Origin of the sequence: Nonomuraea sp. NPDC050153 (genome assembly GCF_044460125.1) — a bacterium.
Lineage (GTDB): Bacteria > Actinomycetota > Actinomycetes > Streptosporangiales > Streptosporangiaceae > Nonomuraea.
The window spans coordinates 124,945-149,076 of sequence record NZ_JBITJQ010000006.1 but is presented as its reverse complement, the minus strand read 5'-3'; the positions used below and the strand labels follow the sequence as shown (position 1 = coordinate 149,076).

Annotated in this window: 22 protein-coding genes; 14 read left to right on the top strand and 8 right to left on the bottom strand. The window is 70.2% G+C overall.

The window, feature by feature from the left end; all coding sequences use genetic code 11:
- Positions 1-10 precede the first annotated feature (10 nt).
- A complete protein-coding gene (locus tag ACIBQ1_RS17720) occupies positions 11-973 on the top strand; it encodes a YihY/virulence factor BrkB family protein (RefSeq protein WP_397278654.1) in 963 nt (320 codons plus the stop codon).
- Here ACIBQ1_RS17720 and ACIBQ1_RS17715 read toward each other — a convergent pair.
- Positions 962-2,056, bottom strand: a complete 1,095-nt coding sequence (locus ACIBQ1_RS17715; RefSeq protein WP_397278652.1) for a D-alanyl-D-alanine carboxypeptidase family protein — start codon at positions 2,054-2,056, stop codon at positions 962-964. The two genes, ACIBQ1_RS17720 and ACIBQ1_RS17715, sit on opposite strands and share 12 nt — an antisense overlap.
- Positions 2,057-2,160: 104 nt before the next feature.
- Here ACIBQ1_RS17715 and ACIBQ1_RS17710 point away from each other — a divergent pair, with 104 nt between their 5' ends.
- Positions 2,161-2,394 (top strand): SCO4848 family membrane protein, encoded by a 234-nt coding sequence (locus tag ACIBQ1_RS17710; RefSeq protein WP_397278651.1) that lies wholly within the window; start codon positions 2,161-2,163, stop codon positions 2,392-2,394.
- Here ACIBQ1_RS17710 and ACIBQ1_RS17705 read toward each other — a convergent pair.
- Complete coding sequence (locus ACIBQ1_RS17705; protein ID WP_397278649.1) at positions 2,366-3,718, bottom strand: peptide ligase PGM1-related protein; 1,353 nt, start codon at positions 3,716-3,718, stop codon at positions 2,366-2,368. The genes ACIBQ1_RS17710 and ACIBQ1_RS17705 overlap by 29 nt on opposite strands.
- A gap of 532 nt (positions 3,719-4,250) precedes the next feature.
- Between ACIBQ1_RS17705 and ACIBQ1_RS17700 the strand changes: the two genes are divergently transcribed.
- On the top strand, positions 4,251-5,477 hold the full coding sequence (locus tag ACIBQ1_RS17700) for a M20 family metallopeptidase (protein WP_397278648.1): 1,227 nt from the start codon (positions 4,251-4,253) through the stop codon (positions 5,475-5,477).
- Positions 5,478-5,524: 47 nt separating this feature from the next.
- Here ACIBQ1_RS17700 and ACIBQ1_RS17695 read toward each other — a convergent pair whose 3' ends face one another.
- The gene (locus ACIBQ1_RS17695) at positions 5,525-7,411 is read right to left on the bottom strand and encodes a Xaa-Pro dipeptidyl-peptidase (protein WP_397278646.1); all 1,887 of its coding nucleotides are present in this window, start codon (positions 7,409-7,411) and stop codon (positions 5,525-5,527) included.
- 290 nt (positions 7,412-7,701) lie between these two features.
- Here ACIBQ1_RS17695 and ACIBQ1_RS17690 point away from each other — a divergent pair, with 290 nt between their 5' ends.
- From ACIBQ1_RS17690 to ACIBQ1_RS17665, 6 genes are all read left to right on the top strand, one after another.
- Complete coding sequence (locus tag ACIBQ1_RS17690) at positions 7,702-8,772, top strand: BMP family protein (protein WP_397278645.1); 1,071 nt, start codon at positions 7,702-7,704, stop codon at positions 8,770-8,772.
- Positions 8,773-8,856: 84 nt separating this feature from the next.
- Entirely contained in the window at positions 8,857-10,443 is a 1,587-nt protein-coding gene (locus tag ACIBQ1_RS17685; protein WP_397278644.1) for an ABC transporter ATP-binding protein, read from the top strand.
- Positions 10,443-11,585: an ABC transporter permease gene (locus ACIBQ1_RS17680; protein WP_397278642.1), complete on the top strand. Its 1,143-nt coding sequence runs from the start codon at positions 10,443-10,445 to the stop codon at positions 11,583-11,585. The genes ACIBQ1_RS17685 and ACIBQ1_RS17680 overlap by 1 nt, the downstream gene beginning before the upstream one ends.
- Positions 11,582-12,862 (top strand): ABC transporter permease, encoded by a 1,281-nt coding sequence (locus tag ACIBQ1_RS17675; RefSeq protein WP_397278641.1) that lies wholly within the window; start codon positions 11,582-11,584, stop codon positions 12,860-12,862. The genes ACIBQ1_RS17680 and ACIBQ1_RS17675 overlap by 4 nt, the downstream gene beginning before the upstream one ends.
- Positions 12,859-13,257 carry a cytidine deaminase gene (locus ACIBQ1_RS17670; RefSeq protein WP_397278640.1) on the top strand — a complete coding sequence of 133 codons (399 nt, stop codon included), beginning with the start codon at positions 12,859-12,861 and terminating at the stop codon, positions 13,255-13,257. The genes ACIBQ1_RS17675 and ACIBQ1_RS17670 overlap by 4 nt, the downstream gene beginning before the upstream one ends.
- A 3-nt stretch (positions 13,258-13,260) precedes the next feature.
- Entirely contained in the window at positions 13,261-14,541 is a 1,281-nt protein-coding gene (locus ACIBQ1_RS17665; RefSeq protein WP_397278639.1) for a thymidine phosphorylase, read from the top strand.
- 141 nt (positions 14,542-14,682) lie between these two features.
- On the opposite strand, the gene ACIBQ1_RS17660 is transcribed toward ACIBQ1_RS17665, so the two are convergent.
- Positions 14,683-15,069 (bottom strand): MarR family winged helix-turn-helix transcriptional regulator, encoded by a 387-nt coding sequence (locus ACIBQ1_RS17660; protein WP_397278637.1) that lies wholly within the window; start codon positions 15,067-15,069, stop codon positions 14,683-14,685.
- Between the two features lie 87 nt (positions 15,070-15,156).
- Between ACIBQ1_RS17660 and ACIBQ1_RS17655 the strand changes: the two genes are divergently transcribed.
- Complete coding sequence (locus ACIBQ1_RS17655; protein WP_397278636.1) at positions 15,157-16,563, top strand: MFS transporter; 1,407 nt, start codon at positions 15,157-15,159, stop codon at positions 16,561-16,563.
- Between the two features lie 45 nt (positions 16,564-16,608).
- On the opposite strand, the gene ACIBQ1_RS17650 is transcribed toward ACIBQ1_RS17655, so the two are convergent.
- Positions 16,609-18,429: a hypothetical protein gene (locus ACIBQ1_RS17650; RefSeq protein ID WP_397278634.1), complete on the bottom strand. Its 1,821-nt coding sequence runs from the start codon at positions 18,427-18,429 to the stop codon at positions 16,609-16,611.
- A 96-nt stretch (positions 18,430-18,525) separates the two neighbouring features.
- Here ACIBQ1_RS17650 and ACIBQ1_RS17645 point away from each other — a divergent pair, with 96 nt between their 5' ends.
- From ACIBQ1_RS17645 to ACIBQ1_RS17630, 4 genes are read left to right on the top strand one after another with little or no spacing between them, the layout of a single operon-like run.
- Positions 18,526-19,107: a hypothetical protein gene (locus ACIBQ1_RS17645; protein WP_397278633.1), complete on the top strand. Its 582-nt coding sequence runs from the start codon at positions 18,526-18,528 to the stop codon at positions 19,105-19,107.
- A gap of 4 nt (positions 19,108-19,111) precedes the next feature.
- Complete coding sequence (locus ACIBQ1_RS17640; protein WP_397278631.1) at positions 19,112-19,462, top strand: cupin domain-containing protein; 351 nt, start codon at positions 19,112-19,114, stop codon at positions 19,460-19,462.
- 32 nt (positions 19,463-19,494) lie between these two features.
- Entirely contained in the window at positions 19,495-20,568 is a 1,074-nt protein-coding gene (locus ACIBQ1_RS17635) for an adenosine deaminase (protein WP_397278629.1), read from the top strand.
- Positions 20,565-21,176 carry a PH domain-containing protein gene (locus ACIBQ1_RS17630; protein ID WP_397278627.1) on the top strand — a complete coding sequence of 204 codons (612 nt, stop codon included), beginning with the start codon at positions 20,565-20,567 and terminating at the stop codon, positions 21,174-21,176. Before ACIBQ1_RS17635 ends, ACIBQ1_RS17630 begins: the two co-directional genes overlap by 4 nt.
- Here ACIBQ1_RS17630 and ACIBQ1_RS17625 read toward each other — a convergent pair.
- From ACIBQ1_RS17625 to ACIBQ1_RS17615, 3 genes are read right to left on the bottom strand one after another with little or no spacing between them, the layout of a single operon-like run.
- Complete coding sequence (locus tag ACIBQ1_RS17625; protein WP_397278625.1) at positions 21,166-21,894, bottom strand: enoyl-CoA hydratase/isomerase family protein; 729 nt, start codon at positions 21,892-21,894, stop codon at positions 21,166-21,168. The two genes, ACIBQ1_RS17630 and ACIBQ1_RS17625, sit on opposite strands and share 11 nt — an antisense overlap.
- Positions 21,891-23,384, bottom strand: coding sequence for an AMP-binding protein (locus ACIBQ1_RS17620; RefSeq protein ID WP_397278623.1), 1,494 nt, complete (start codon positions 23,382-23,384; stop codon positions 21,891-21,893). Before ACIBQ1_RS17620 ends, ACIBQ1_RS17625 begins: the two co-directional genes overlap by 4 nt.
- Positions 23,344-24,063, bottom strand: a complete 720-nt coding sequence (locus ACIBQ1_RS17615) for a TetR/AcrR family transcriptional regulator (RefSeq protein WP_397278621.1) — start codon at positions 24,061-24,063, stop codon at positions 23,344-23,346. The genes ACIBQ1_RS17620 and ACIBQ1_RS17615 overlap by 41 nt, the downstream gene beginning before the upstream one ends.
- Positions 24,064-24,132: the final 69 nt, after the last annotated feature.

The window sequence follows — 24,132 nt, the reverse complement described above, 5'->3', positions numbered from 1 at the left end:
GAGGCGCGTGATGGCGAGCGTGACGAAGCAGATCAAAGCTGCCAAGGCCTGGGGCCGCCGCACGGTGACCCGCTGGCGGGAACGGCGGCCGGCGCTCGACCACGGGATCAGGGCGGTGCGGCGCTACCAGTTCCAGTCCGGCGACCTGCTGGCGGGCGCCGTCACGTACTTCGCGTTCCTGTCGTTCTTCCCGCTCGTCGCGCTCGCGTACGCGGTGCTCGGGTTCGCGGTGTCGACCAGCGAGACCACCAGGAAGGCGCTGGAGCAGGCCATCGCCGAGCGGCTGCCCGGCATCGCCACCCAGCTCGACCTGGACTCCATCGGCGCGGCCCGGGGGGCCGCCGGGATCATCGGCCTGCTCGGCCTCCTCTACGCCGGGCTCGGCGCGCTCGACGCGCTGCGCCAGGCCCTGCGCGAGATGTCGATGACCACCGCGTCGCCGCCCGGCTTCGTCATGGGCAAGCTGCGCGACCTGGTCTCGATCATCCTGATCGGGGTCACGATGATCGCGTCCGTGCTGGTCGCCGGGTTCGCCACCACGGCCACGGACAAGGTCATGGAGTTCGTCCTCGGGAGCGAGTCGGCACTGGCCACCTGGGTGCTGCGGCTCGCGGGGGTGGCGGCGAGCGTGGGGGCCGACTGGCTGCTGTTCGTGATCCTGCTCGGGTGGGTGGACCGGCCGGCCCGGCGGTTCCGGCTGATCGCCAGGGGGGCGCTGCTGGGCGCAATCGGGTTCGGGGTGCTCAAGCAGGCGGCGACGCTGCTGCTCGGGCAGACGCTGAGCAACCCGATCTACGGGACGTTCGCCGTCATCGTCGGGCTGCTCATCTGGATCAACTTCTCGGCCAGGCTCGTGCTTTTTGTCGCCGCCTGGACGGCCACCGCCGGCCGCTGCCTGCCGCCGTCCCCGACCCCGGTCCCGTCCACGAACCCCGACGCCTGGGCCGTGCGCGAGGGCGTGTCAGGCGCGTGAGCGGCCGCGCCGGCGGCGGATGCCGTATCCCAGCCAGACCAACCCGAACAGCAGCCCCCCGCCGATCACCACGGACCCGATCGTCTTCGTGGAGTCGGTCTGCTTGGAGGCGGCCGTGTCCAGCAGCGGCGGCTGGGCGGCGGGCGTGACCTTGGAGGCGGCCGGCGGAGCGGAGGAGCGCGGGGCGGCCTGGACGTCGGGGACCGGGTCCACGAGCCGGCCGACCGGCTGGACCTTGCCCCGGACCGAGAAGCCCCAGTCGAGCAGCTTGGCCACCTCGTCCCAGAAGTACCCCTCGTGCCGCATGATGCTCACGACGATCGTGTGCCCGTCGCGGGTGGCCGCGCCGACGAAGCTGCCCTGGGCCTTCGAGGTCCAGCCGTTCTTGACGCCGATCATGCCCTTGTAGCGCCAGAGCAGCTTGTTGTGGTTGCTGATCTCGTAATAGCCCTTGGGCGCCGGGAACTTAGACGTCTTCGTACTGATATATCCCCGGAAAGCGGGATTGGCGAGGCCGGCGCGGGCGATCAGCGCCAGGTCGTACGCCGAGCTGCTCTGCCCCGGCTTGTCCAGCCCGCTGGGCGTCTTGGCCACGGTGTCGTACGCCTGCAGCCGCTTGGCCTCGGCGTTCATGTCGCTCATGGTCTTGGCCAGGCCGCCGTTCGTCTCGGCCAGGGCCATGGCCGCGTCGTTCCCGGACGACATCATCAGCGCCTTGAACAGGTCGTCGATCTTGTACGTCGCCTTGACCGTCAGGCCGACCGCCGTGCCCTCCTGGTTGCAGGCGTTCTCGCTGGGCCGGATCTTGCGGTCCTTGTCGAGCTTGGGGATGAGCGTGAGCGCGGTCAGCGTCTTGAGCGTGCTGGCCGGCAGGTAACGCCCGTGCGCGTCCTTGGCCGCGAGCACCTCACCCGTGTCCACGTCCGCGATGACGAACGACGTAGCCTCGGTCTTGGGCGGCTCCTTGGCGCCCTTGGGCGTGACCAGGCCGCGACTGCCCAGCGCCTCACCCCCGACCGGTGTCGTCGGAGCGGCATACGCGGTCCCACCGGTGAGCGAGACCGAGGCGATGAGTGCCGTCACCGGCACGAGTTTCGTCCACATGGCGGTCTCAGCGTAGCTTCGAGTGAATGGCCATGTGGCGACACATCCCCCGTTGATCCACCTTCGATACTAGAGAGGCACTGATGTCACGAAAGATCGCCGGATTCCTCATCATCCTGGGCGCATTCATGATCTTCGAGTGGGTGAACCTCGGGTTTAACTTGGCCGACGGGCATCCGACCAGCTTCTACGTGGTGCACGGAATCCTGATCGCGGTGAACATCGTCCTCGCCGTCGTGCTGGGGGTGATCGGCTGGCGGGGCCTGCGCGGGAGCCGCGGGAAGGGGGTCACGGGCCGCACAGGAGGCGCCGGGTGAGGGCGTGCAGTTCGTCGGCCTCCTCCCGTGAGTCGCCGATCGAGGTGAAGCCCAGCTTCCCGTGCTCGGGGACGGCCCCGAGCAGGTGGAAGACGTTCCCGGTACGCCGTTCCGCGTCGAACCCGACCCCGAGCCGATCGGCCATGCGCACGACCTCGCCGGGGCTGCGCCCGCGTAAGCAGGACGAGGAGCAATTGTCAGTCGCGGTGTAGAACTTCGGCTGATTTCCGGACATGAGGAGGCCGGTGGCCGGATCGTACGTGGCCCCGGTCGTCAGCACGGCGGCGCCGAACGGATGCGTGGTGCCGCCGATCCGCAGGTTGATCTCGCACAGCAGCGCCGCGTACCCGGCGTCGGCCTTCAGCGCGAAGAAGTCCATGCCGAAGATCCCCACCACGCCCCGGTCGGCCAGGACGCGGGCGATCCGCTCGGCGGACGAGCCCACCTCGGACCGGTACTCGGCCGCCGCGGGGAACGTGCACCCCTGGTAGACGTGGCCGTTGGGCCCGCCGAGCACCTGGTCGTGCGTGGCCAGCACCCGGGCCTGGCCGCCCGGCGTGATGCAGGCCAGCGCGCTCGGGTAGAACAGCGGCCGGTGCTCGATGAACTCCTCGACCACCGCCCCCCGGTCCTTGATCTTCGCGGTGAAGTCGGCCCAGGTCTCCCCGGAGGCCGAGAAGTTGGTCTGGGACCTGTCGGCCTTGGTGACGATCGCGTTGCCGAGCCCGGAGTAGCTGTCGTTCAGCTTGACGATCACCCGCTCGCCCGGCAGCGCCTCGATCGCCTCCTCGATCTCCAGCACGTGCCGGACGTCGCCGAAGCCCCGCGGCATCGGCACGCCCGCCTCGTGGCCTACCTCGCGCGCCCCGCTCTTGGAGCCGTAATAGGCCAGGGAGGTGGCAGGTCCGTAGAGGGGCACGTTGAGTAACGCGGCGAGCTCCTCCTCGAGCTCGCTCAGGACGAACGGCACCAGCCAGGCGTCTCCTTCGACGGCCGCGCGCACTTGCTTCAGCACGTCCGGACGCGCGAGCAGGGCCTTGGTCAGCGGCTGGGACCAAGGGTCGTCGAGGCTGATCAGCGTGAGCCTCTTGGCGGCGTCATCCGGATCCGGCAGGAACGCGAAGTAGTAGTCGATGATGTCGGGATCGATGGGCGCGGAGGAGAGGTAGACCACCTTGACCCCGGGTTCGCGCAGCGTGAGCAGCAGGAACAGCAGCCGCTCCTCGTAGGACCTGGCCCCCGTGATCCGGCGGAGCTCATCCTGTGGAAGGGAGAGCGAGGGCACGACCACCAGGGTCCCCTCGCCCGGCTTGAAGATGCTCAACCCAGCATCCTTCTCCCCGAACGGGATATTAGTGATCATATTGCGAGTGAAACACGCATTCTTCTCAAATGCAGCCATCGCCGAAGTGTGATGACCATGACATAAGGTGACAGGATTCGGAATCGCTGACCACGTTTGAACTGGCAGCATCGGGTCATGATCTACTGATCCGTTGTGACCATTTCCGGATCACCTGAACGTTCACGGGCCGTGACCACCTGGGGTTACGGACATGCTCACCGGAACTTTTGGAGTATCTGTCACCGCGGACTTGCGCCGGGGCGATAAAGTCGAAGCATCGCCATCGGGCTCACGGCCGACCGCTGTGCTCCCAGGCTGCAGCGGCGCTCGCGACCGACGAACGCAAAGCCCATGCTGACGATCTCGCGCACCCCGACCAGAGGGTGTGTTTTTTGATCCGCCGAGTGGCCGCTCGACCGGGGGGCCGCGGCGGGATGGACGAGCTTTCACAGCGGATGAGCCGCGGTGGTCAGACATATTGGGGCGCGCGGCATGGACGGGATGGTGACATATGCGGGGACGTGAGCTTCGGGGGGAACTCGACGCGTTCCTGGCGGAGACCGAGCAGGATCTCGTGGCCTTTCGCCGCGATCTGCACATGCACCCTGAGCTGGCCTTCGCCGAATATCGCACGACGCAGCGGATCGCCGAGCGGCTCACCGCCGCCGGGCTGACCCCGTCGGTGCTCCCGCGCGGCACCGGGCTGATCTGCGACGTGGGCAGCGGCGACGGCCCGACCGTCGCGCTGCGCGCCGACATCGACGCGCTGCCCCTGCAGGACGAGAAGGACGTGCCCTACCGCTCCACCGTGGCCGGCGTCTGCCACGCGTGCGGCCACGACGTGCACACCACGGTCCTGCTCGGCACCTCGCTCTTCCTCGCCCAGCAGGCCGCCGCGGGCCTGCTGCCCGGCCGGGTGCGCCTGATCTTCCAGCCCGCCGAGGAGCTGCCCGGCGGCGCGCTGGAGGTCATGGCCCAGGGCGGCATCAGCGGCGTCGACCGCATCTTCGGCCTCCACTGCGACCCGCGCGTGGACGTCGGCCAGGTCGGGCTCAAGCCCGGCCCCATCACCTCGGCCTGCGACAAGCTGGTCGTCAGGGTGTCGGGCCCCGGCGGTCACACCGCCCGCCCCCACCTGACCGCCGACCTGGTCTTCGCGCTGGCCAAGATCCTCACCGAGCTGCCCGCCGCCCTGTCGCGCCGCGTCGACCCCCGGTCCTCGCTCAGCCTGGTCTGGGGCAAGGTCGAGGCGGGCACCGCGGCCAACGCGATCCCCGACGACGGCCTCGCGGCCGGGACGGTCCGCTGCCTCGACGAGGGGGCCTGGCACGCCGCGCCCGACCTGATCAAGTCGTTGCTGGAGTCGGTGGCCGGCGCCTACGGCGTGGAGGCCGAGATGGACTACACGCGCGGCGTGCCGCCGGTGGTCAACGACGAGGTCAGCGTCGAGATGCTGGCCGAGGCCACCGAGCGCGTGCTCGGCGCGGGCGCGGTGGTCCCGACCCAGCAGTCGCTCGGCGGCGAGGACTTCGCGTGGTACCTCGAGTCGATCCCCGGCGCGTTCGCCCGCCTGGGCACGCGCTCGCCCGACGGCATGACGTACGACATCCACCAGGGCACCTTCGACGTCGACGAGAAGGCCATCGCGATGGGCGTGCGCGTCATGGCCGCCACCGCGCTGACCGCGCTGTGGGAGGTCGGCCCGCTCGACCCGGTCACCACCGCGATGGCCAAGTAGTCCTGCCTCAGCTTGCCGTCCCCCGCCGTACTACGGCGGGGGACTTTTCATGGCCGTGGCCAGGTGCCGAAAACCACGGGCAGCCGCAGCGCAGACCGCCCGGGGGAGAGCGTGATCCTCGTGCCCGGCGGGTAGCGCAGGGTGTAGTCGACGTCGGTCGAGATGATCACCAGGCCCAGCCGGTGGCCCTTCTTGAACAGATAGTCCGTCGGCTGGAAGTCCCACGTGAACGCGTACTCGTTGCCCGGGCGCAGGACCTCGGTCCGGTCCGGGCGGTGCCGGTTGCGGGCATCCAGCCAGCCCCTGGTGACGATCTTGTACGGGGTGGCGGCCGTGCCGAGCGTCCTGAGCGTCGTGCAACCCGTGTCACCCGGGATGCCCTGGCCGTAGCAGTAGCTCTGGCCGGTCGAGACCAGCGAGCCGGTGGCGCGGACGTCCGTGCCGTAGTCCACCAGCAGGGCCGTCAGGTACGGCGAGGCGCCGTCCTTCAGCGAGGCCCGCACCGACACCGTCGGCGTGCCGGAGATCCGCACGTCGGAGGGCAGGTCGCCGGTCAGGTACGCCAGCCGGTTCGGGTCGGAGCCGGTCGCCTCCACCAACTGCTCGGCCGTCCTGGCCTTCTGGTCCGTGAACGACTCCCTGGCCGAGCGCGGGCTGGGCAGCAGGCCCAGCTTCGAGCCCGAGCCCAGCCAGAGCGGCACCGTGGTCGCGCCGGGCAGCGGCCATGAGGCGTGCTGGGCCCACTGGCCGGGCCCGATCTCCACGTCGGCCTGCGGCTCGCGCATGATGCCCGAGTCGATCCCGTACAGCCAGTAGTCGAACCAGCCGTGCAGCTGGCGCAGCCACTCGGCCGTGCGCAGGTTGAAGGGGTTCATGTGGGTGCCCTGGTGCAGCCAGATCTTGCGCGGCACGTGCCGCTTGGCCAGGGCGTACCACCACTGGGCGAACTGCTTGGTCTTGACGTTCCAGTCGTTGAGCCCGTGCACGAGGAAGACGCTGGCCTTGACCTTGCCGACGCCGTTCAGGTAGTTGCGGGCGTCCCACATCGGGCTGTAGTCGCCGGTGACCCGGTCCTGGGCCGTGGTGATCCCGTCGATCAGGGCGCCGCAGGCCGCCTGGCCGTTCTCCCTGGTCAGCACGTATTTGGCGAGCACGTCCAGGTCCTCGCCCTGGAAGCCGCCGGGGGCCAGCACGCCGCCGTTGGCGCGGTAGTAGTCGTACCAGCTGGAGATCGCGGCGATCGGCACGATCGTCTTCAGGCCCTCGACGCCCGTCGCGGCGACCGCGTTGGGCAGCGTGCCGTTGTACGAGACGCCGATCATGCCGACCTTGCCGGTGGACCAGGTGGCCTCGACGGGGTTGCCGTCGGCGTCGAAGCCCTTGGCGCGGCCGTTCAGCCAGTCGATCGCGGCCTTCGGGCCGGCCGTCTCGTTGCGGTCGCCGCTGGTGGGGCAGCCGGTGGCGCGGCCGCTGCCGAGGTTCTCCACCAGCGCGACGGCGTACCCGCGGGGCAGGAAGTAGTTGTCGTAGTAGCCGTCGAACGGCTCGGAGGCCAGCTTGTTCGTGGCCGCGGCGAGGGTGGGCAGCGGGTTGCCGCTCGCGTCCACGTCCACGGGGTGGTTGGCGACGTCGTTGCCGCCGGCGTAGTACGGGCTGGCCTCCATGATGACCGGGACCTTCAGCCCCTGGTCGGTCTCCTTGGGGCGCAGGATGTCCACGGCCACCCGGTCGGGCCGGCCGTCGTTGTCGCTGTCGGTGCCCTCGACCTCGACGAACACCGTCTGCTTGATGGCGTCCGCCCGGGAGAAGACGGGCTGCGTGGCGCGGTTCTCGATCTTGATGGCCGGTGTCCCGGCCGTGGCGGGTGCGGTTCCGCTCAGGGCCACGACGAGCAATGCGGCCAGCGGTACGGTCAGGACCTTCCAAGGGTGCATACGGGGCTCCGAGCTCAGATTTCCACCGTCTGTCGGAATCTCCGTCATGATCCGCCTCGACACAAGGGTCAAAGTTGGGCAAATCTTTCCCTGTGTCACAGATTGGGTTGAATTAGTGCGTCAGGTCACGGACGCGAGTGATGTCGATAACGGAGCGGTTGCGACCCTGTGTGCTGGTTTGGTTCGCCCTGGTCAAGCAACTATCTTCCGTGCAGGTGCCGTACGTGCTTCGCGTGTGCGATGAAGTATCGACATCGGCGAAGACGACGGGGAAAGGGAAGGGAGTCGCCTTGCTCGGCAAGCGATTCAACAGGATGGCGATCGGCTCGGTAGCCGGGGTCATGCTCATGGCAGTGGCCGCCTGCGGCGGCGGTGGCGGGGGCACCACGGCCAGCGAGGCGCCGAGCAGCGCCGCCGCGAGCAGTGAGGCGCCGAAGGGCGGGCTCAAGGTCGGACTGGCGTTCGACGTCGGCGGGCGTGGTGACAAGTCCTTCAACGACGCGGCCTACGCCGGTCTGGAGAAGGCCAAGACGGACCTCAACGCGGACATCAAGGAGCTGAGCCCGGCGGCCGACGGCTCCAACCGCGGCGACCTGCTGCGCCAGCTCGCCGACGCGGATTACAACCCGATCATCGGCGTCGGCTTCGCGTACGGCGACGACATCAAGAAGGTGGCGGCCGAGTACCCCGACATCCAGTTCGCGGTGGTCGACTCCGCCTCCAACGGGCCCAACGTGACCGGCCTGCTGTTCGCCGAGGAGCAGGGCTCCTACCTGGCGGGCGTCGCGGCGGCCACCAAGACCAAGTCCAACCACGTGGGCTTCGTCGGCGGCGTCGAGAACGACCTGATCAAGAAGTTCGAGGCGGGGTTCGTGGCCGGCGTGAAGTCGGTCAAGCCGGACACCAAGATCGACATCAAGTACCTCACCCCCGACGGTGACTTCTCCGGCTTCAAGGCTCCCGACAAGGGCAAGGTCGCGGCCGAGAAGATGTACCAGGACGGCGCGGACATCGTCTACCACGCCTCCGGCGACTCGGGCCTGGGCGTGTTCCAGGCGGCGGCCGCGGCCAAGAAGAAGGCCATCGGCGTCGACTCCGACCAGCGCCAGACGGTCAAGGAGACCGACCTGCAGAGCGTCATCATGACCTCGATGCTCAAGCGCGTCGACGTCGGCGTGTTCGAGTTCATCAAGGCCTTCCAGGGCGGCGCCAAGGGCGGCAGCAACGTCACGTACGACCTCAAGGTCGACGGCGTGGGCCTGTCCACCACCGGCGGCGAGATCGACGACATCAAGGACAAGCTCGACACGGCCAAGAAGGACATCGTCGACGGCAAAATCACGGTTCCGTCGAAGCCGTAATCGGGGTAGGAGTGACAGCTGAGGGCCCGGAGTCCCCACTTCGGGCCTTCTGTCTATCCCCCGCCCCCCGCTAGGAGAGGCGAAATGAGTGCTGACACCCTGGCCACGGCGAAACCCGCTGTAGAGCTGGAGGGCATCACCAAGCGTTTCCCCGGTGTCGTCGCGAACCACGACATCCGCATCACCGTAGAACCAGGCACGGTGCATGCCATCGTCGGGGAGAACGGCGCGGGCAAGTCCACGCTGATGAAGATCCTGTACGGCATGCAGAGGCCGGACGAGGGCACCATCAAGATCAACGGCGCCGAGGTCAGCTTCCGTACGCCGAGCGACGCCATCGGCGTCGGCATCGGCATGGTCCACCAGCACTTCATGCTGGCCGACAACCTCACCGTGCTGGAGAACATCGTCCTCGGCGCCGAGCCGAAGAAGGCCGGCATGCTCGACGCGGCCTCCGCCAGGAGGCGCATCACCGAGCTGGCCGAGAGCCACGGCCTGCGGGTCGACCCCGACAAGCTCGTCGAGGACCTCGGCGTCGGCGACCGCCAGCGCGTCGAGATCCTCAAGGTCCTCTACCGGGGCGCGCGCATCCTCATCCTCGACGAGCCGACGGCCGTGCTCGTGCCGCAGGAGGTCGAGGAGCTCTTCCAGAACCTGCGCGAGCTCAAGGCCGACGGCCTGACCGTCATCTTCATCTCCCACAAGCTCGACGAGGTGCTCGGCATCGCCGACGCGATCACCGTGATCCGGCGCGGCACCACGGTCGCGAGCGTGAACCCCGGCGACGTCACCGCGCGACGGCTCGCCGAGCTGATGGTCGGCAGCGAGCTGCCCACGCCGGAGACCCGCGAGTCCACGGTGACCGACGTCGTGACGCTGCGGGTCGCCCAGGTCACCATGGAGGCCGACGGCCACCACGCGTCCGCCGACCTCGCCAAGCTGCGCGAAGAAGGCAAGCGGCTGCTCCTCGACGACGTGTCGTTCGAGATCCACCGCGGCGAGATCCTCGGCATCGCCGGGGTCGAGGGCAACGGCCAGTCCGAGCTGATCGAGGCGATCATGGGCATCCGGCCCGCGCACGGCAGCATCGAGCTGGACGGCCAGGACATCAGCGACTGGTCCACGCTCAAGCGCCGGGAGTCCGGCATCGGCTACATCCCCGAGGACCGGCACCGGCAGGGCCTGCTGCTGGAGGCCTCGCTGTGGGAGAACCGCGTGCTCGGCCACCAGACCAGGCGGCCCGCGCGCAGCGGCATCTGGATCAACCGGCGGGCCTCGAAGGCCGACACCGAGCGCATCGTCAAGGACTACGACGTGCGCACGCCCGGCGTCGACACGCTGGCCCTGGCCCTGTCGGGCGGCAACCAGCAGAAGCTGATCGTGGGCCGCGAGATGAGCGGCGAGCCGAGGTTCCTCATCGCCGCCCACCCCACCAGAGGCGTGGACGTCGGCGCGCAGGCCGCCATCTGGGACCACCTGCGCAACGCCAGGGCGGCCGGCCTGGCCGTGCTGCTCATCTCCGCCGACCTCGACGAGCTGATCGGCCTGTCCGACACGCTCCGGGTGATCTACCGCGGGCGGCTCGTGGCCGCGCTCGACCCTTCCGACATCACGCCCGAGCGGCTGGGCGGCTACATGACCGGCGCCATCGCCGGCACTGAGGAGACGTGATGCCCGCCGGGCTCAACCGGGCGCTGCTCACCGTGGCGGGCGCCGTCGTCGCCATCGTCCTCGCGATCACGATCTCCAGCGTGGCGATCATCGCGGCGGGCGCCAGCCCGTTCGACGCGTTCGCCGCCTTCTTCGACTTCGGCGCGACCCCGCGGGCCGTCTCCAACGGCATCGCGACCTTCCTCAACCGGGCCGTGCCCCTGTTCATCGCCGGTCTCGCGGTGGCCGTCGGCTTCCGCATGAACCTCTTCAACATCGGCGTGGAGGGCCAGTACCGGCTCGCGGCCATCGTCGCGGCGTACGTGGGCTCGACGTTCGAGGCGCCCGCGCCGATCCAGATCGCGGTGATCATCGTGGTCGCCGCGGCCGTCGGCGGCCTCTACGCGCTGATCCCCGCGGTCATGAAGGTGACCAGGGGCGTGAACGAGGTCATCGCCACGATCATGCTGAACTACATCGCGATCAACCTGACGTCCTACCTCGTACGCGGCCCCTTCGCGGGCCAGCGCGCCGCGGGCCAGCTCACCACGACCACGCCGCAGCTGCCCGAGTCGGCCATGTTCCCCAACCTGAACTTCCTGTTCGACGGGTTCGGCCTGCTCCCGCCCACGCGCGGCGGCGGCCTGTGGGGCTTCCTGATCGTGGCGATCGTGCTCGGCGTGGTGATCTGGGTGCTGCTGGAGCGGACCAGGTTCGGCTTCAACGTCAAGGCCAGCGGCCTCAACGGCCCGGCCGCCCTCGCCTCCGGCGTGAACCCCAAGACGATGGTCATCGCGGCGATGGTGCTGTCCGGCGCTATCGCCGGGCTCATCGGCCTGCCCGAGATCCTCGGCGACAAGGGCGCGTTCAACTCCAACTTCACCGCCGGCCTGGGCTTCCTCGGCATCGCGGTGGCGCTGCTCGGCAGGAACAAGCCCGTCGGCATCGCGGTCGCCGCGCTGCTGTTCGCCTTCCTCGACCGGGCTCAGGGCGCGCTGCAGATCGCGAACGTCCCGCCGTCGGTCATCACGATCATCCAGGGCGTCACCGTCCTGCTGGTCGTCGTGGCCAACGAGGTGACGAACCGGCTCGCGCTCAGACTCGAGGAGCGGCGGGCCGCCCAGAAGCTCGGCACGAACACCCCGGTTGAGGTGGCAGCATGACTAGGTTCACCAAGTACCACCTGGTGCTCGTCAGCATCGCCGCGCTCATCCTGCTGATGTCGCTGGTACGCGTCGTGTCCGGCCAGAACGACATCACCTCGTCCGGCACGTTCGCCGCCGCCCTGCTGCTGGCGGTGCCGATCGGCCTGGCCGGCCTAGGCGGCCTGTGGGCCGAGCGGGCCGGCGTGGTCAACATCGGCCTCGAAGGCATGATGGTGCTCGGCACCTGGTTCGCCGGCTGGGCCGGATACCAGTGGGGCGCCTGGGCCGCGCTGCTGGCCGGGCTGCTCGGCGGCGCGCTCGGCGGGCTCATCCACGCTATCGCGACCGTGTCGTTCGGCGTCGACCACATCATCAGCGGTGTCGCGATCAACCTGCTCGGCCCCGGTGTCACCCGCTTCCTGTCCGAGGTGCTCTACAAGGAGGGCACCCACGCGGGGGACGCGGGCGCCGGCATCACCAGCTCGCCCGCGATCACCTCACCGGCGCCGTCGATCAGCCTGCCACTGCTCTCCGACGGGCCCGACCTGCTGGGCAAGCTGGAAGGGACCCACTGGTTCCTCCTTTCGGACCTCGCGGGCATCCTGCGCGGGCTCACGCACAACGTGAACGTGCTCGTCGTCCTGGCGGTCCTGCTGCTGCCCGTGACGTTCTTCGTGCTCTGGCACACCGCGTTCGGGCTGCGCCTGCGCTCGGCGGGCGAGAACCCGTGGGCGGCCGAGTCGCTGGGCGTGAACGTCTACCGGATCAAGTACGTCGCGGTCGTCATCTCCGGCGCGTTCGCCGGGCTCGGCGGCGTGTTCCTGGTCTTCGTCTCCACCAAGTACGTCGAGGGCCAGACGCAAGGACGGGGCTTCATCGGCCTGGCCGCCATGATCTTCGGCAACTGGCGCCCCGGCGGGCTCGCCGTCGGCGCCTCGCTGTTCGGCTACGCCGACGGTCTCCAGCTGCGCAGCACCCAGTCGATCACCTCGTTCTTCCTGTTCGGCGCCGTGCTGCTGCTCGGCTACCTGATCATCAAGGTCCGCCGGATGTTGTCGCCCGGCCGGCCCGCCGAGCTCGCGGCCAGGGGCGTCAGGGAATATACGCTGATGGCGGTCGCCGCTGCGGGCATGGTCGTGCTCTTCTGGCTCTGGCGGACCGTCGACCAGCTGCCGAACGAGTTCGTCTTCATCACACCACACGTGCTCACGCTGCTCGTGCTCATGGTGGCTTCGCAGCGGCTGCGAATGCCCAAGGCCGACGGCGTGCGCTACCGCCGGGGGGAACAACATTGAGCACCATCGACTGGGACGGCCTGCGTGATGTGGCCGCGGAGGCCATGCGGAACGCGTACGCGCCGTACTCGAAGTTCCCCGTGGGGGCGGCGGCGCTGGTGGACGACGGGCGGGTCGTCTCCGGCTGCAACGTCGAGAACGCCTCCTACGGCCTGGGCCTGTGCGCCGAGTGCGGCCTGGTGTCGGCGCTGCAGGCGTCGGGCGGCGGCCGGCTGGTGGCCTTCACCTGCGTGGACGGGCACGGTGAGCTGCTGATGCCGTGCGGGCGCTGCCGGCAGCTGCTGTACGAGTTCGGCGGCGAGGACCTGCTGGTCGAGACCGTGGACGGGCCGAAGCGGATGGCGGAGATCCTGCCGTACGCGTTCGGTCCCGAGGACCTCAGCCGGAGCGCCTGAGCCATGGACGCCATCGAGGTCATCCGCGGCAAGCGCGACCGGGGCGAGCTGGGCACGGCCCAGATCGACTGGGTGATCGACGCGTACACCCGCGGCGTGGTGGCCGACGAGCAGATGTCCGCGCTGGCCATGGCCATCCTCCTGAACGGCATGAACCGCCGCGAGATCGCCGACTGGACCCAGGCCATGATCCGCTCGGGCGAGCGCATGGACTGGTCCGCGCTCGACCGGCCCACCGCCGACAAGCACTCGACCGGCGGCGTCGGCGACAAGATCACGCTGCCGCTGGCGCCGCTGGTGGCCGCGTGCGGGGCGTACGTGCCGCAGCTGTCGGGCCGCGGGCTCGGGCACACCGGCGGCACGCTCGACAAGCTCGAGTCGATCCCCGGCTGGCGGGCCTCGCTCTCCAACGACGAGATGCTGCAGGTCCTGCGCTCGGCGGGCGCGGTCGTGTGCGCGGCCGGGTCGGGGCTGGCGCCCGCCGACAAGAAGCTGTACGCGCTGCGCGACGTCACCGGCACCGTCGAGTCGATCCCGCTGATCGCCTCGTCGATCATGTCCAAGAAGATCGCCGAGGGCACCGGCTCGCTCGTCCTCGACGTGAAGGTGGGCTCGGGGGCGTTCATGAAGACCCCCGAGACGGCTCGGGAGCTGGCCGAGACCATGGTGGCCCTGGGCACGGACGCCGGAGTGCGCACGGTGGCGCTGCTGACGGCGATGGACCGGCCGCTGGGCCGGGCCGTCGGGAACGCACTGGAGGTCGCGGAGTCGGTCGAGGTGCTCGCCGGCGGCGGGCCCGCCGACGTGGTGGAGCTGACGGTACGGCTGGCGCGCGAGATGCTGGAGGCGGCCGGGGTGTCGTCCGGCAAGGACCCCGCGAAGGCCCTCGCCGACGGGTCGGCCATGGACGCGTGGCGGCGGATGATCGTGGCGCAGGGCGGGGACCCGGACGCCCTGCTTCCCCGGGCGGCGGAGACCCTGACCGTTGAGGTGCCCGCGTCCGGGGTGCTGACCCGGCTGGACGCGTACGCCGTGGGCCTTGCCGCCTGGCGGCTCGGGGCCGGCCGGGCGCGCAAGGAGGACCCGGTGTCGTTCGGGGCCGGGATCACCCTGCACGCCAAGCCTGGGGATCTGGTGCGCGCGGGGCAACCCCTGATGACGCTGCACGCGGATGAGACGGCCCGGTTCGAGCGTGCCCTGGAGGCGCTGGAGGGCGGCTACGCGGTGGGCTCGGCGAGCGAGGACCACCTGCCCCTGGTCATCGACCGCATCACCGCCTCCTGACGGACCCCGCCCCCGAGCCCGTCGAGGGCGCTTACGGCGTGCCGCCCAGGACCCCGCCCCCGGGCCCGTCGAGGGCGCTTACGGCATGCCGTCCAGGACGCCGGTCACCGCCGGAGGGCCGGCGCGCCGCAGGGGGATGGGTCAGTGGGCCAGGGCCGGGGCGTCGGCGAAGATCTCGGTCAGGACGGCCCGCTGCGTGGGGAGGGCTTCGGCGTGGCGGGCGCGGCCCTCGTCCGTGATGCAGACGAACACGCCCCGCCGGTCCGCGTCGCAGACCCCGCGCGACACGAGCGCGGATTTCTCCAGGCGGGCCACCACCCGGGACAGCGCGCTCTGGCTCAGGTGGACCTCGTCGCAGAGCTCCTGGATGCGCAGCTTCCTGTCGTGGTGGACGATCCGGTCAAGCACCTCGAACTCACTCGGCCCCAGCCCATGCCGATCCCCCAGCTCACGCTCCAGGGCGCACATGGCCTTGGCGTGCTTGGCCAGGACGTAATGCCAGGTGTCGACCACGAACTCCTCGTCCATGTCGCGGAGGTTACCACTTCGCTAAAACTTATGCAACGGCATTAAATGCGTTTGCATTAGATGCAACCGCATGTATTGTTCTGTCCCATGTCCTCTTCCTCATCCCGTTGGGGCGCGCTCGCCGTGCTCTGCGCAGTGATCTTCCTTGACGCCCTTGACGTCTCGATGGTCGGTGTCGCCCTGCCCGCCATTCAGCACGACCTGGGCCTGAGTACGTCATCTCTGCAATGGGTGGTCAGTGGCTACGTGCTCGGCTACGGCGGTCTTCTGTTGCTCGGGGGCAGGACCGCCGACCTGCTCGGGCGGCGCAGGGTGTTCCTGGTCGCTTTGGGCGTCTTCGCCGTTGCGTCGTTGCTCGGTGGCATTGTGGACGACGGCGGGCTGCTGATCGCGGCCCGGTTCGTCAAGGGTGTGGCCGCCGCGTTCACCGCACCCGCGGCTTTGTCGATCATCACGACGACTTTCCCGGAGGGGCCGGAGCGCAACAGGGCGTTGAGCATCTTCACCGCCTGCGGCGCCAGTGGCTACTCTCTCGGTCTCGTGCTGTCCGGCCTGCTCACCGAGATCGGCTGGCGCTGGACGTTGCTGATGCCGGTCCCCGTGGCGCTGCTCGCGCTGCTGATCGCGCCGAGGGTGCTGCGCGGCCGTGACGAGCGGGCCGAAGGCGGTCACGACCTGATCGGCGCCGTGCTGATCACCGCCTCCATGCTGCTGCTGGTGTTCACGGTCGTGCAGGCGCCGGAGGCCGGCTGGGCCTCGCTGCAGACCATCGGCTCGCTGGTGACGGTGGCCGTGCTGCTCGGCCTGTTCGTCTTCGCCGAGCGGCGGATGCGGCACCCGCTGGTGCGCCTCGGCATCCTGCGCTCCGGCCACATCGTCCGCGCCAACCTCGGGCTGCTCATCCTCATGGGCTCGTACGTGGCCTTCCAGTTCGTGGCGATGCAGTACTTCCAGAACCTCCTCGGCTGGTCGGCCCTGGGCACCGCCCTGGCGTTCCTGCCCGCCGGCCTGCTGGTCGCGCTCACCTCGACCAAGATGGGCGACTTCGCCGACAGGTTCGGCACCGCCAAGCTGATCGTCATCGGCTCCGCCGCGCTGGCCGGCGGGTACGCGATGTTCCTCGGCATCGACCGCGACCCCAGCCTGGGCGGCATGGTCATCCCGGGCATGCTCCTGATGGGCATCGCGTTCGCGCTGTCGTTCCCCTCGCTGAACATCCAGGCCACCACCGGCGTGGACGACGACGAGCAGGGGCTGGCCTCCGGACTGCTCAACACCTCCGGCCAGGTGGGCGGCGCGATCGTGCTGGCCGTGGTCACCGCCGTGCTCACCTCGGGCGGCGGCGAGACGCTCTCGATCGGCTCGCTGCGCGCGGCGATCGTGGTCTCGCTGGTGCTGGCCCTGGTCGGGCTGGTGATCTCGGCGACCGGGCTGCGCGCCCGCAAGGCCGAGGCCGTCGAGAGCGAGAACGTCAAGGTCTACGAGACCGTCTGACCCTCGTCACTACAGGGCCCCGTCGCACGCGGCGGGGCCCTGCCGTCATTCCAGGGCGCCGATCGGGTAGTCGTAGCCGATCTCCTCCTCGTCCCCGTGGTCCACGCTCTTGCCCGACCGTACGTCGACCCTGGTCAGGTAGGCGTCCTCGTCGTCCTCGTCGGGCTGGCGCACGAGGACCTCGCCGGCGCTGAGCCAGCGCTCGACCGCGATCACCCCGTAGTCGCTCAGCGCCGTGCGGGGGCCGAAGACGCGGCCGGTGCGGGCGTTCATGGTGACGAGCCGCTCGTCGGCCGACACCAGGGCCAGCGTGCGGCCGTCCGGCGAGAGCGCGGCGCCGTGCCCGATGAGGCCGGGGTCCACGCGGTAGCCGCGGCTCGCGCGGCGCTTGGCAGCCTGGACGGTGAGGGTGGTGACGGACGCGTGGCCCGGTACGTCGTTCACGTCCACCTCGTCGCTGACCACCCGAGTGCCGTCGTTCCCCACGGCCAGGATCTTGATCTTGGTGCCTTTGACGTGCCGGGTCCTGCCGGTGTCGAAGTCGAGCAGCGCGCCCTCGGCGGCGCCGAAGTCGAGGGCGAAGTAGCGGCCGTCGGGCGAGGAGGTGATGTGCGGGAGGGTCTTCTCGTGCTCGATGTCGATCTTCTTGACGACGCCCGTGGGCAGGTCGTGCACCACGTACGAGCCGTCGCGGTGCCGGTAGGCCAGGCGGTGGCCGTCCTGGCTGATGGCGAGGGGCAGGGCGACGAGCGTCTCCTCGTCGTAGCCGGCGCGCGCGGCTTCCAGCCGCCACTCCTTGCCCGACGTGGTGGTCAGCCGCCACTGGCCGCACGGCTGCGGGTCGTTCGAGTCGGTGGAGTCGCCCTCGCAGTAGCTCGTGTGCGCGTACCGGATGGGGTCGCTCAGCTTGTCCGGCATCGCCGTGGGAACGTCGTCCGGTGACGGGAGGTCGGTGCTGAGGTCACCGGCCGCCCGCTCCAGGTTCCCCGCCAGGGTGCTCGCCGCGATCACCACCAGGGCCGCGAACGCGCCGACGAGCCCGGCGGACGTGGTCGCCCATATGGCGACGCGGCCCCTGCGCCGCCTGCCGATGCGGGTCAGGACGGGCTCAGAGAGGTTGGTGTGCGGCATCTCGGCCGCGAGCCGGACCAGGGCGGCACGCAGTTCGGGCTCGTCGGTGTCCGACGACTGTGCCGGGGCCGCCCACGGGGTGGACTCCGCACCTGCCTGCGTGTCGCCCGGCGCCGCCCAGGCCACCTCCTGCCCGTCGCCGGGCGCAGCGGGCTCCGCCGCCGCCTTCTTCTCCTCCTCCTGCGCGTCACCCGGCTCCAGGGAAGTGGCCTCGCCGGGCTCTGGGGAAGGGGCGGCGGCGGGCTCTGGGGACGATGCGGTTGCCGGTTCCGGATACGGGGGGTCGGGCGGTTCCGGGGACGGGGTGGTGGCGAGTGGTTCGGGGTGGGTGAAGAGCTCGGGGTGTGCGGTCCGAAGGTGGGTGCGGGCCTGGCGGACCTCCTCGTCCAGGGCGGCGGTCCACAGGCCCGTCACCATGGCCACCTGCTCCGGCGGCAGCCTGTCGTGGTAGCGCGCCACCAGCACCGCCCGTGCCGTGGGCGTCAGCGCGGCCAGCACGTGCCCTTCGGGCGAGGGTGGCGGCGCGGCGGCCAGGAAGCGCGCGTACAACTCCCGCAGCACCGCCACGGCCGGCCGGCCGTGGCGGATGGAGGACCAACTGCGGCCCGCCGCGACCAACGCCTCGACCGCCAGCTCGCGCGCCCGGTCCGCGTCACCCGTCAGCAGGTACGCGGTCCGCGCGAACGACGTCGAGTAGTTGGCCAGAAAAGTCGATAAATCGGCAGACTTATTCACGTATATGACTCCTAGTGGGGTGATCAGGGTACTCGGCAGAGCGCACACCTGGCCGTGACGTCGCATGCGGGTCCGCGGGCCGGGCATCTAAGGGGTATGCGCTCGCCATCCCCGCGAGCAGGCCGGTCGGCCCGGGTCCTCGCCCCGCTCGCCTGCCTGGCCCTGCTCACCGCCTGCGGCCAGGTCACTCAGACCGCCCTGCCGGAGCAGCCGGCCGCCACCCGGACGGATCGGCCGGAGCCGGGCACGCCGACGAGCACCGCCGAGGTGGACGTCCGGCGCGACGGGATCGAGCCCGCGATCGTCACGGCCGTCCGGTTCGCCGGCCACGACACGTACGACCGCCTGACCATCGACCTCAAGGGCAAGGTCCCCGGCTACAGCGTCCAGTGGGTGGACGAGCTCGCCGAGGACGGCTCGGGCAAGCCCGTGGACGTGCACGGCGGCGCGTACCTACAGGTCACGCTCTTCCCGGCGAACGCCCACGACGAGAGCGGCAGGCTCACGTGGGACGGCGGCCCCGTCTTCCGCACCGGGCTGCGCAACCTCACCGACGTCGTCAGGACCGGCGACTTCGAGAGCCGGGTCGGCATCGGCCTGGTGCTGGCCAGGAAGGCCGCGTTCCAGGTCAAGGAGCAGGGCGATGCCGGGCGCCTGATCATCGACGTGGCACACTGACGTCGTGGTGAGAAAGATCGAGGGCCCGGCCCGCATACCCGTACCCGGTGGCAAGCTCATCGACGAGCACATCGGCCGCGTCAGCAGCGGCGACGACGGGATCTCCATAGCGCACATGACCGCCCCGCCCGGCTGGGAGGAGCCGCCCCAGCGGCCGCAGTTCACCGAGTACACCGTGGTGCTGCGCGGCCTGGTGATGGTGGAGCACGCCGAGGGCACGACGGAGGTCGCGGCCGGGCAGTCGGTGGTGACGGCGCCGGGGGAGAAGGTCCGTTACAGCGCAGGTCCCGAGGGCGCCGAGTACATCGCGGTGTGCCTGCCCGCCTTCTCCGCGGAGAGCGCAGGGCGCGACTGAACCATTCGGGAAGGACGTCCTATCATGGCCAGATGAGTCCCACGCTTGACGAGATCCGGCGGGCTCCCAAGGTGCTGCTGCACGATCACCTCGACGGCGGGCTCCGCGCCGAGACGATCGTCGAGCTGGCCAGGGAGACCGGCTACGATCGGCTGCCCACCGACGACCCCGACCGCCTGCGCCACTGGTTCGAGGAGGCGGCCGACTCCGGCTCGCTCGAGCGCTATCTGGAGACGTTCGAGCACACCGTGGCGGTCATGCAGACGCGCGAGTCGCTCGTCCGCGTGGCCGCCGAGTGCGCCCGGGACCTCGCGGACGACGGCGTGGTCTACGCGGAGGTCCGGTTCGCGCCCGAGCAGCACACCACGATGGGGCTGAGCCTCGACCAGGTGGTCGAGGCGGTGCTCGACGGGTTCAAACAGGGCTCGGAGGGGCGCGGCATCCGGGTCGGCACGCTGCTCACGGCCATGCGGCACAAGGCGCGGTCCATGGAGATCGCCGAGCTGGCCGTGCGCTATCGCGACGTGGGCGTCGTGGGGTTCGACATCGCCGGGGCCGAGGCGGGCTACCCGCCCACGCGGCATCTCGACGCGTTCGAATACCTTCAGCGGGAGAACGCCCACTTCACCATCCACGCGGGCGAGGCGTTCGGGCTGCCGTCGATCTGGCAGGCGATCCAGTGGTGCGGCGCCGACCGGCTCGGCCACGGCGTACGGATCATCGACGACATCTCCGTGTCCGACGACGGCTCCGCCAAGCTGGGGCGGCTGGCCGCGTACGTGCGTGACAAGCGCATCCCGCTGGAGATGTGCCCCACCTCCAACCTGCAGACCGGGGCCGCCCCGTCGATCGCCCAGCACCCCATCGGGCTGCTGCGGCGGCTGCACTTCAGGGTCACGGTCAACACCGACAACCGGCTGATGAGCTCGACGTGCGTGTCGCAGGAGTTCGCCAAGCTGGTGGAGGCGTTCGACTACGGCTGGGACGACCTGCAGTGGTTCACGGTCAATGCGATGAAGTCGGCGTTCATCCCGTTCGACGAGCGGCTGGCGCTGATCAACGGTGTGATCAAGCCGGGGTTCGCGCAGCTCAAGTGGCAGCCGTGAAACAGACCTACCGGTCCAGGACCGCGTTCGTGCTCGCCTGGGTGTGGCTGGCCTTCGTCGCGTTCAACGTCTGGGACCTGATCGCCCACTACACCGGCACGTCGTCACTGGTGGCGCTGGCCGTGCTCGGCGCGATCACCGCGCTGGTCTACGTGATCGCGCTGCGCCCCGCCACCGTGTTCACGGAGGCGGGGCTGGTCGGGCGCAACCCGCTCCGCACGACGTTCCTGCCGTGGGCCTCGGTCGAGGGCGTGACGGTGTCCCACTCGATCAACGTCGAGTACGGCGACGAGCAGGTCCTGCGGCTGTGGACGCCGATGAGCAGCGCGCGGGAGCGGGCCAGGGCGCAGCGGCGCGGGGCGCCCAGGCAGCAGCGGGGGCGCTTCAACACCGAGCCCACGCTGTCGAAGGCCGAGCAGGCGGCGGTCGAGGCGTTCGCGGGCAAGACGCACGCCGACTGGGTGGGCGAGCAGATCCGCGACCGCGCCGAGTCGGCCAAGCGCCGCGAGGAAGAGGCGGCGCCGGCCCGGGTCACGTGGTCCTACGACTCCATCGCGGTGCTGGCGGCGGCTGTGGTCCTGGTGGTCGTGGCGATCGTCATCGCCTAGGCCGGTTGACGAAACGGGACATGCCCTCCCGGGCGATGCCCGACTCGTCCACCTGCCTGGCGGCCTCCGTCTCCCGCTCGAAGGCGCGCTCGACCTCGTCCAGGGACGGCCTCAGGAGCGCCAGGTGGACCGCCGTGGCCGTGCCTGGTCGCGTCCAGTGGCGCACGCGTTCGGTCGCCGCGTCCAGCAGCCGCTCCGGGGCGACGATCTCGTCCAGCAGGCCCGTGGCCAGGGCCTGCTCGGCGGTCATGCGGGTCGAGTCGAGCACCAGCCGCAGCGCCCTGGCGCCCACCAGGCGGGGGAGCAGGTAGCCGGCGGCGTTCGAGATGGACAGGCCGAGGTGGTTCTCCGGCAGGAAGTACTCGGCCGCCGGGGTGCCGATGCGGGTGTCGAAGCACAGCGTCCACTCGGCGGCCCCGCCCACGGCCAGGCCGTTCACCGCGGCCACGACCGGGACCCGCGTCTCCAGGACCGCCCTGGTCATGTCGTGGAAGAGCTCCACCTCCTCGATCAGCGACTTGCCGGCGGCCTCGTGGATGTCCTCGCCGGCCGAGAACGCCCGTCCGGTGCCGGTGACCACGATGCCCCTGGCGTCCTTGCCGCACGCGCGGATCGCGGCGGCCAGGTCCCGGCGCATGCCCGCGGTGAGGGCGTTGAGTTTCTCCGGGCGCGCGAGCGTGATCAGGGCCACCTCGTCGCGTTCGGTCACTTCGATCATGATCTCTCCTTGGTCTGCGAGGGAGCGCCGTCGCCTGGGCTGAGGCCCGTGAACACAGCCGGGGCCGCGCGCTGGTCTCGTCCGGGGGACAGGAGGTGGCGCTTCTCGATGCGGGAGGACGGGGTCAGCGTGAACCGCGCCACGAACTCCACGTACTCCGGGATCTTGAAGCGGGCCAGCCGCTCCCTGGCGTGGTCGATGACGCTCCTGGCCGTCTCGGCGTCCGGGGCGTGCCCGGGGCGGAGCTGGATGAACGCCTTGGGCAGCTCGCCGAACAGCTCGTCCGGAATGGGCACCAGAGCCGCCTGGAGGACCGCGGGGTGCTGGGTGAGCACGCCCTCCACCTCGGCGCACGAGATGTTCTCGCCGCCCCGCCGCACCATGTCCTTCACCCGCCCGGCGTGGTGGATATAGCCGCGCTCGTCGCGGAAGCCGAGGTCGCCCGTGTGGTACCAGCCGCCCCTGAACGTGTGGGCGGTGGCCTCCGGGTGGTTCCAGTAGCCGTTCATCATGGGCGTGCCCCTGACCAGGATCTCGCTGGTCTCCTCGTCGAGAGTGACCTCCTTGCCCGGGTACGCGAGCCCCATGGCGCCGGTGCCGACCGTCTCCACGGCGTCGACGGGGACCCCCAGGTCGGGCCCGCTCTCCGTGGACCCGTACAGCTCGCGCCACGGCGCGCCCCAGCGTTCCTCGAAGGCCCCGTGCAGATCCGGCCGGATGCCCGAGCAGAGCACGAGGCGCATCCGGTTGTCGCGGTCGCGCGGGTGGGGCGGCTGCTTGTGCAGGAGGAGGGGCATCGAGCCGAGCACGTACGTGAGCGTCGCCCCGTGCTCCCTGACCGAGGCCCAGAAGCCGGAGGCGGAGAAGCGGGGGAGCACGACGAGGGGGATGCCGCCGACGAGGCAGAAGAGGGTGGCCCACTGGGGATCGATGTAGGAGTAGGGCTGGGCGATCAGCATGACGTCGTCGTCGCGCAGGCGGGCCTGGTCGGCGATCAGCTGGGCGGTCCTGAGCCAGTAGCCGTGGGTGAGCATGCAGGCTTTGGGGAAGCCGGTGGTCCCCGACGTGTACTGAAAATTCGCGATTTCGTGGATCAAAGTCGGGCGCTCGGCACCTGGCTCCGGGTCGAGGACGTGAACCGTACCCGGGATGTGCGGGGCGTGTTCGGCGGTGGTCAGGGTGGCCACGGCGCCCGAGTCGCGCAGGACGTGCTCCAGGTCGGCGGCGCGGTAGCGGACGTTCACCGGCACGGTGACCGCGCCCGCCTTCAGCACGGCCAGCCAGCTCAGCGGCCAGTCCGGGACGTTGTCCATCATGATCGCCACCCGGTCGCCCGGCCGGACGCCCTTGTCGATCAGCGCGGCGGCCAGGCCGTCGGACCGGGTGTCGGCCTCGGCGAAGGTGAGCGAGGCGTCGGGGAAGCGGAGGAACTCGCGCGCGCCGTACGTGCTAGCGGCGTGCCTCATCAGGTCGGGGATCGTTGCGTGCATGCGGCGGCTCCCACGGGAAGTCGGGCAGCAGGGAGAGATCGAGGGTGGGCCGGGCCGGGGCGGACGCGCGGACGGCGGCCAGGCCGATCGTGACGAACTCGGCGCACACCTGCTCCAGCGTGGAGTCCCCGTCGGGGCGGTACCACTCGCTGGTGCCGGTGCACATGGACATCAGGGCGAGGCGGGTCAGCTTCTGGTCGGCGACGCGGAACACGTTCTGGGCAACGCCGTCCGCGAGGGCGTCCTTCCAGAAGGCCTCGTACGCGTCGCGGAGGGCGATGATCTCGTCGTGGGCGGTCGAGCCGGGCGTGAGGGAGCGCAGTTCGCCGTCCATGACGCGGCTGGTCATGGGGCTGAGCGCGTGGACGGAGGTGAGGGAGCCGATCAGCAGGGCGAGGCGGTCGGCAGGGCTCCGGACGTCGTCCAGCATGCGTTCCGTGGCGTCGATCAGCCCTCGCTGGGCGACGCGCATGAGGTCGGCGAGCAGGGATTCCTTGCTCGCCACATGGTGATATATCCCGGCATTGGTCATGTTGACCGCTCTGGCCAGGTCGCGGATGCTCGTGGCCGCGTAGCCCTGCCGGGCGAACAGCAGCACCGCCGCCGTCCTGATCCGCCGGTTCGCATCCGCGTCCCGGTCGGTGAGGTCCAGACTCCTACCGAACGTTCGGTCGCCCATGGATGGAAAAATACCCCATGGCATTCGAAATCGCCATAGGTTGACCGTGACACCGTGTCAGGCCCTAGA

Coding starts and splice junctions, on each gene's coding strand:
- ACIBQ1_RS17685 (WP_397278644.1), top strand. CDS start 8,857: ATGAGTGCTGACACCCTGGCCACGGCGAAACCCGCTGTAGAGCTGGAG.
- ACIBQ1_RS17700 (WP_397278648.1), top strand. CDS start 4,251: ATGCGGGGACGTGAGCTTCGGGGGGAACTCGACGCGTTCCTGGCGGAG.
- ACIBQ1_RS17615 (WP_397278621.1), bottom strand. CDS start 24,063: ATGGGCGACCGAACGTTCGGTAGGAGTCTGGACCTCACCGACCGGGAC.
- ACIBQ1_RS17680 (WP_397278642.1), top strand. CDS start 10,443: ATGCCCGCCGGGCTCAACCGGGCGCTGCTCACCGTGGCGGGCGCCGTC.
- ACIBQ1_RS17710 (WP_397278651.1), top strand. CDS start 2,161: ATGTCACGAAAGATCGCCGGATTCCTCATCATCCTGGGCGCATTCATG.
- ACIBQ1_RS17660 (WP_397278637.1), bottom strand. CDS start 15,069: ATGGACGAGGAGTTCGTGGTCGACACCTGGCATTACGTCCTGGCCAAG.
- ACIBQ1_RS17655 (WP_397278636.1), top strand. CDS start 15,157: ATGTCCTCTTCCTCATCCCGTTGGGGCGCGCTCGCCGTGCTCTGCGCA.
- ACIBQ1_RS17675 (WP_397278641.1), top strand. CDS start 11,582: ATGACTAGGTTCACCAAGTACCACCTGGTGCTCGTCAGCATCGCCGCG.
- ACIBQ1_RS17645 (WP_397278633.1), top strand. CDS start 18,526: ATGCGCTCGCCATCCCCGCGAGCAGGCCGGTCGGCCCGGGTCCTCGCC.
- ACIBQ1_RS17620 (WP_397278623.1), bottom strand. CDS start 23,384: ATGCACGCAACGATCCCCGACCTGATGAGGCACGCCGCTAGCACGTAC.
- ACIBQ1_RS17720 (WP_397278654.1), top strand. CDS start 11: ATGGCGAGCGTGACGAAGCAGATCAAAGCTGCCAAGGCCTGGGGCCGC.
- ACIBQ1_RS17695 (WP_397278646.1), bottom strand. CDS start 7,411: ATGCACCCTTGGAAGGTCCTGACCGTACCGCTGGCCGCATTGCTCGTC.
- ACIBQ1_RS17665 (WP_397278639.1), top strand. CDS start 13,261: ATGGACGCCATCGAGGTCATCCGCGGCAAGCGCGACCGGGGCGAGCTG.
- ACIBQ1_RS17625 (WP_397278625.1), bottom strand. CDS start 21,894: ATGATCGAAGTGACCGAACGCGACGAGGTGGCCCTGATCACGCTCGCG.
- ACIBQ1_RS17635 (WP_397278629.1), top strand. CDS start 19,495: ATGAGTCCCACGCTTGACGAGATCCGGCGGGCTCCCAAGGTGCTGCTG.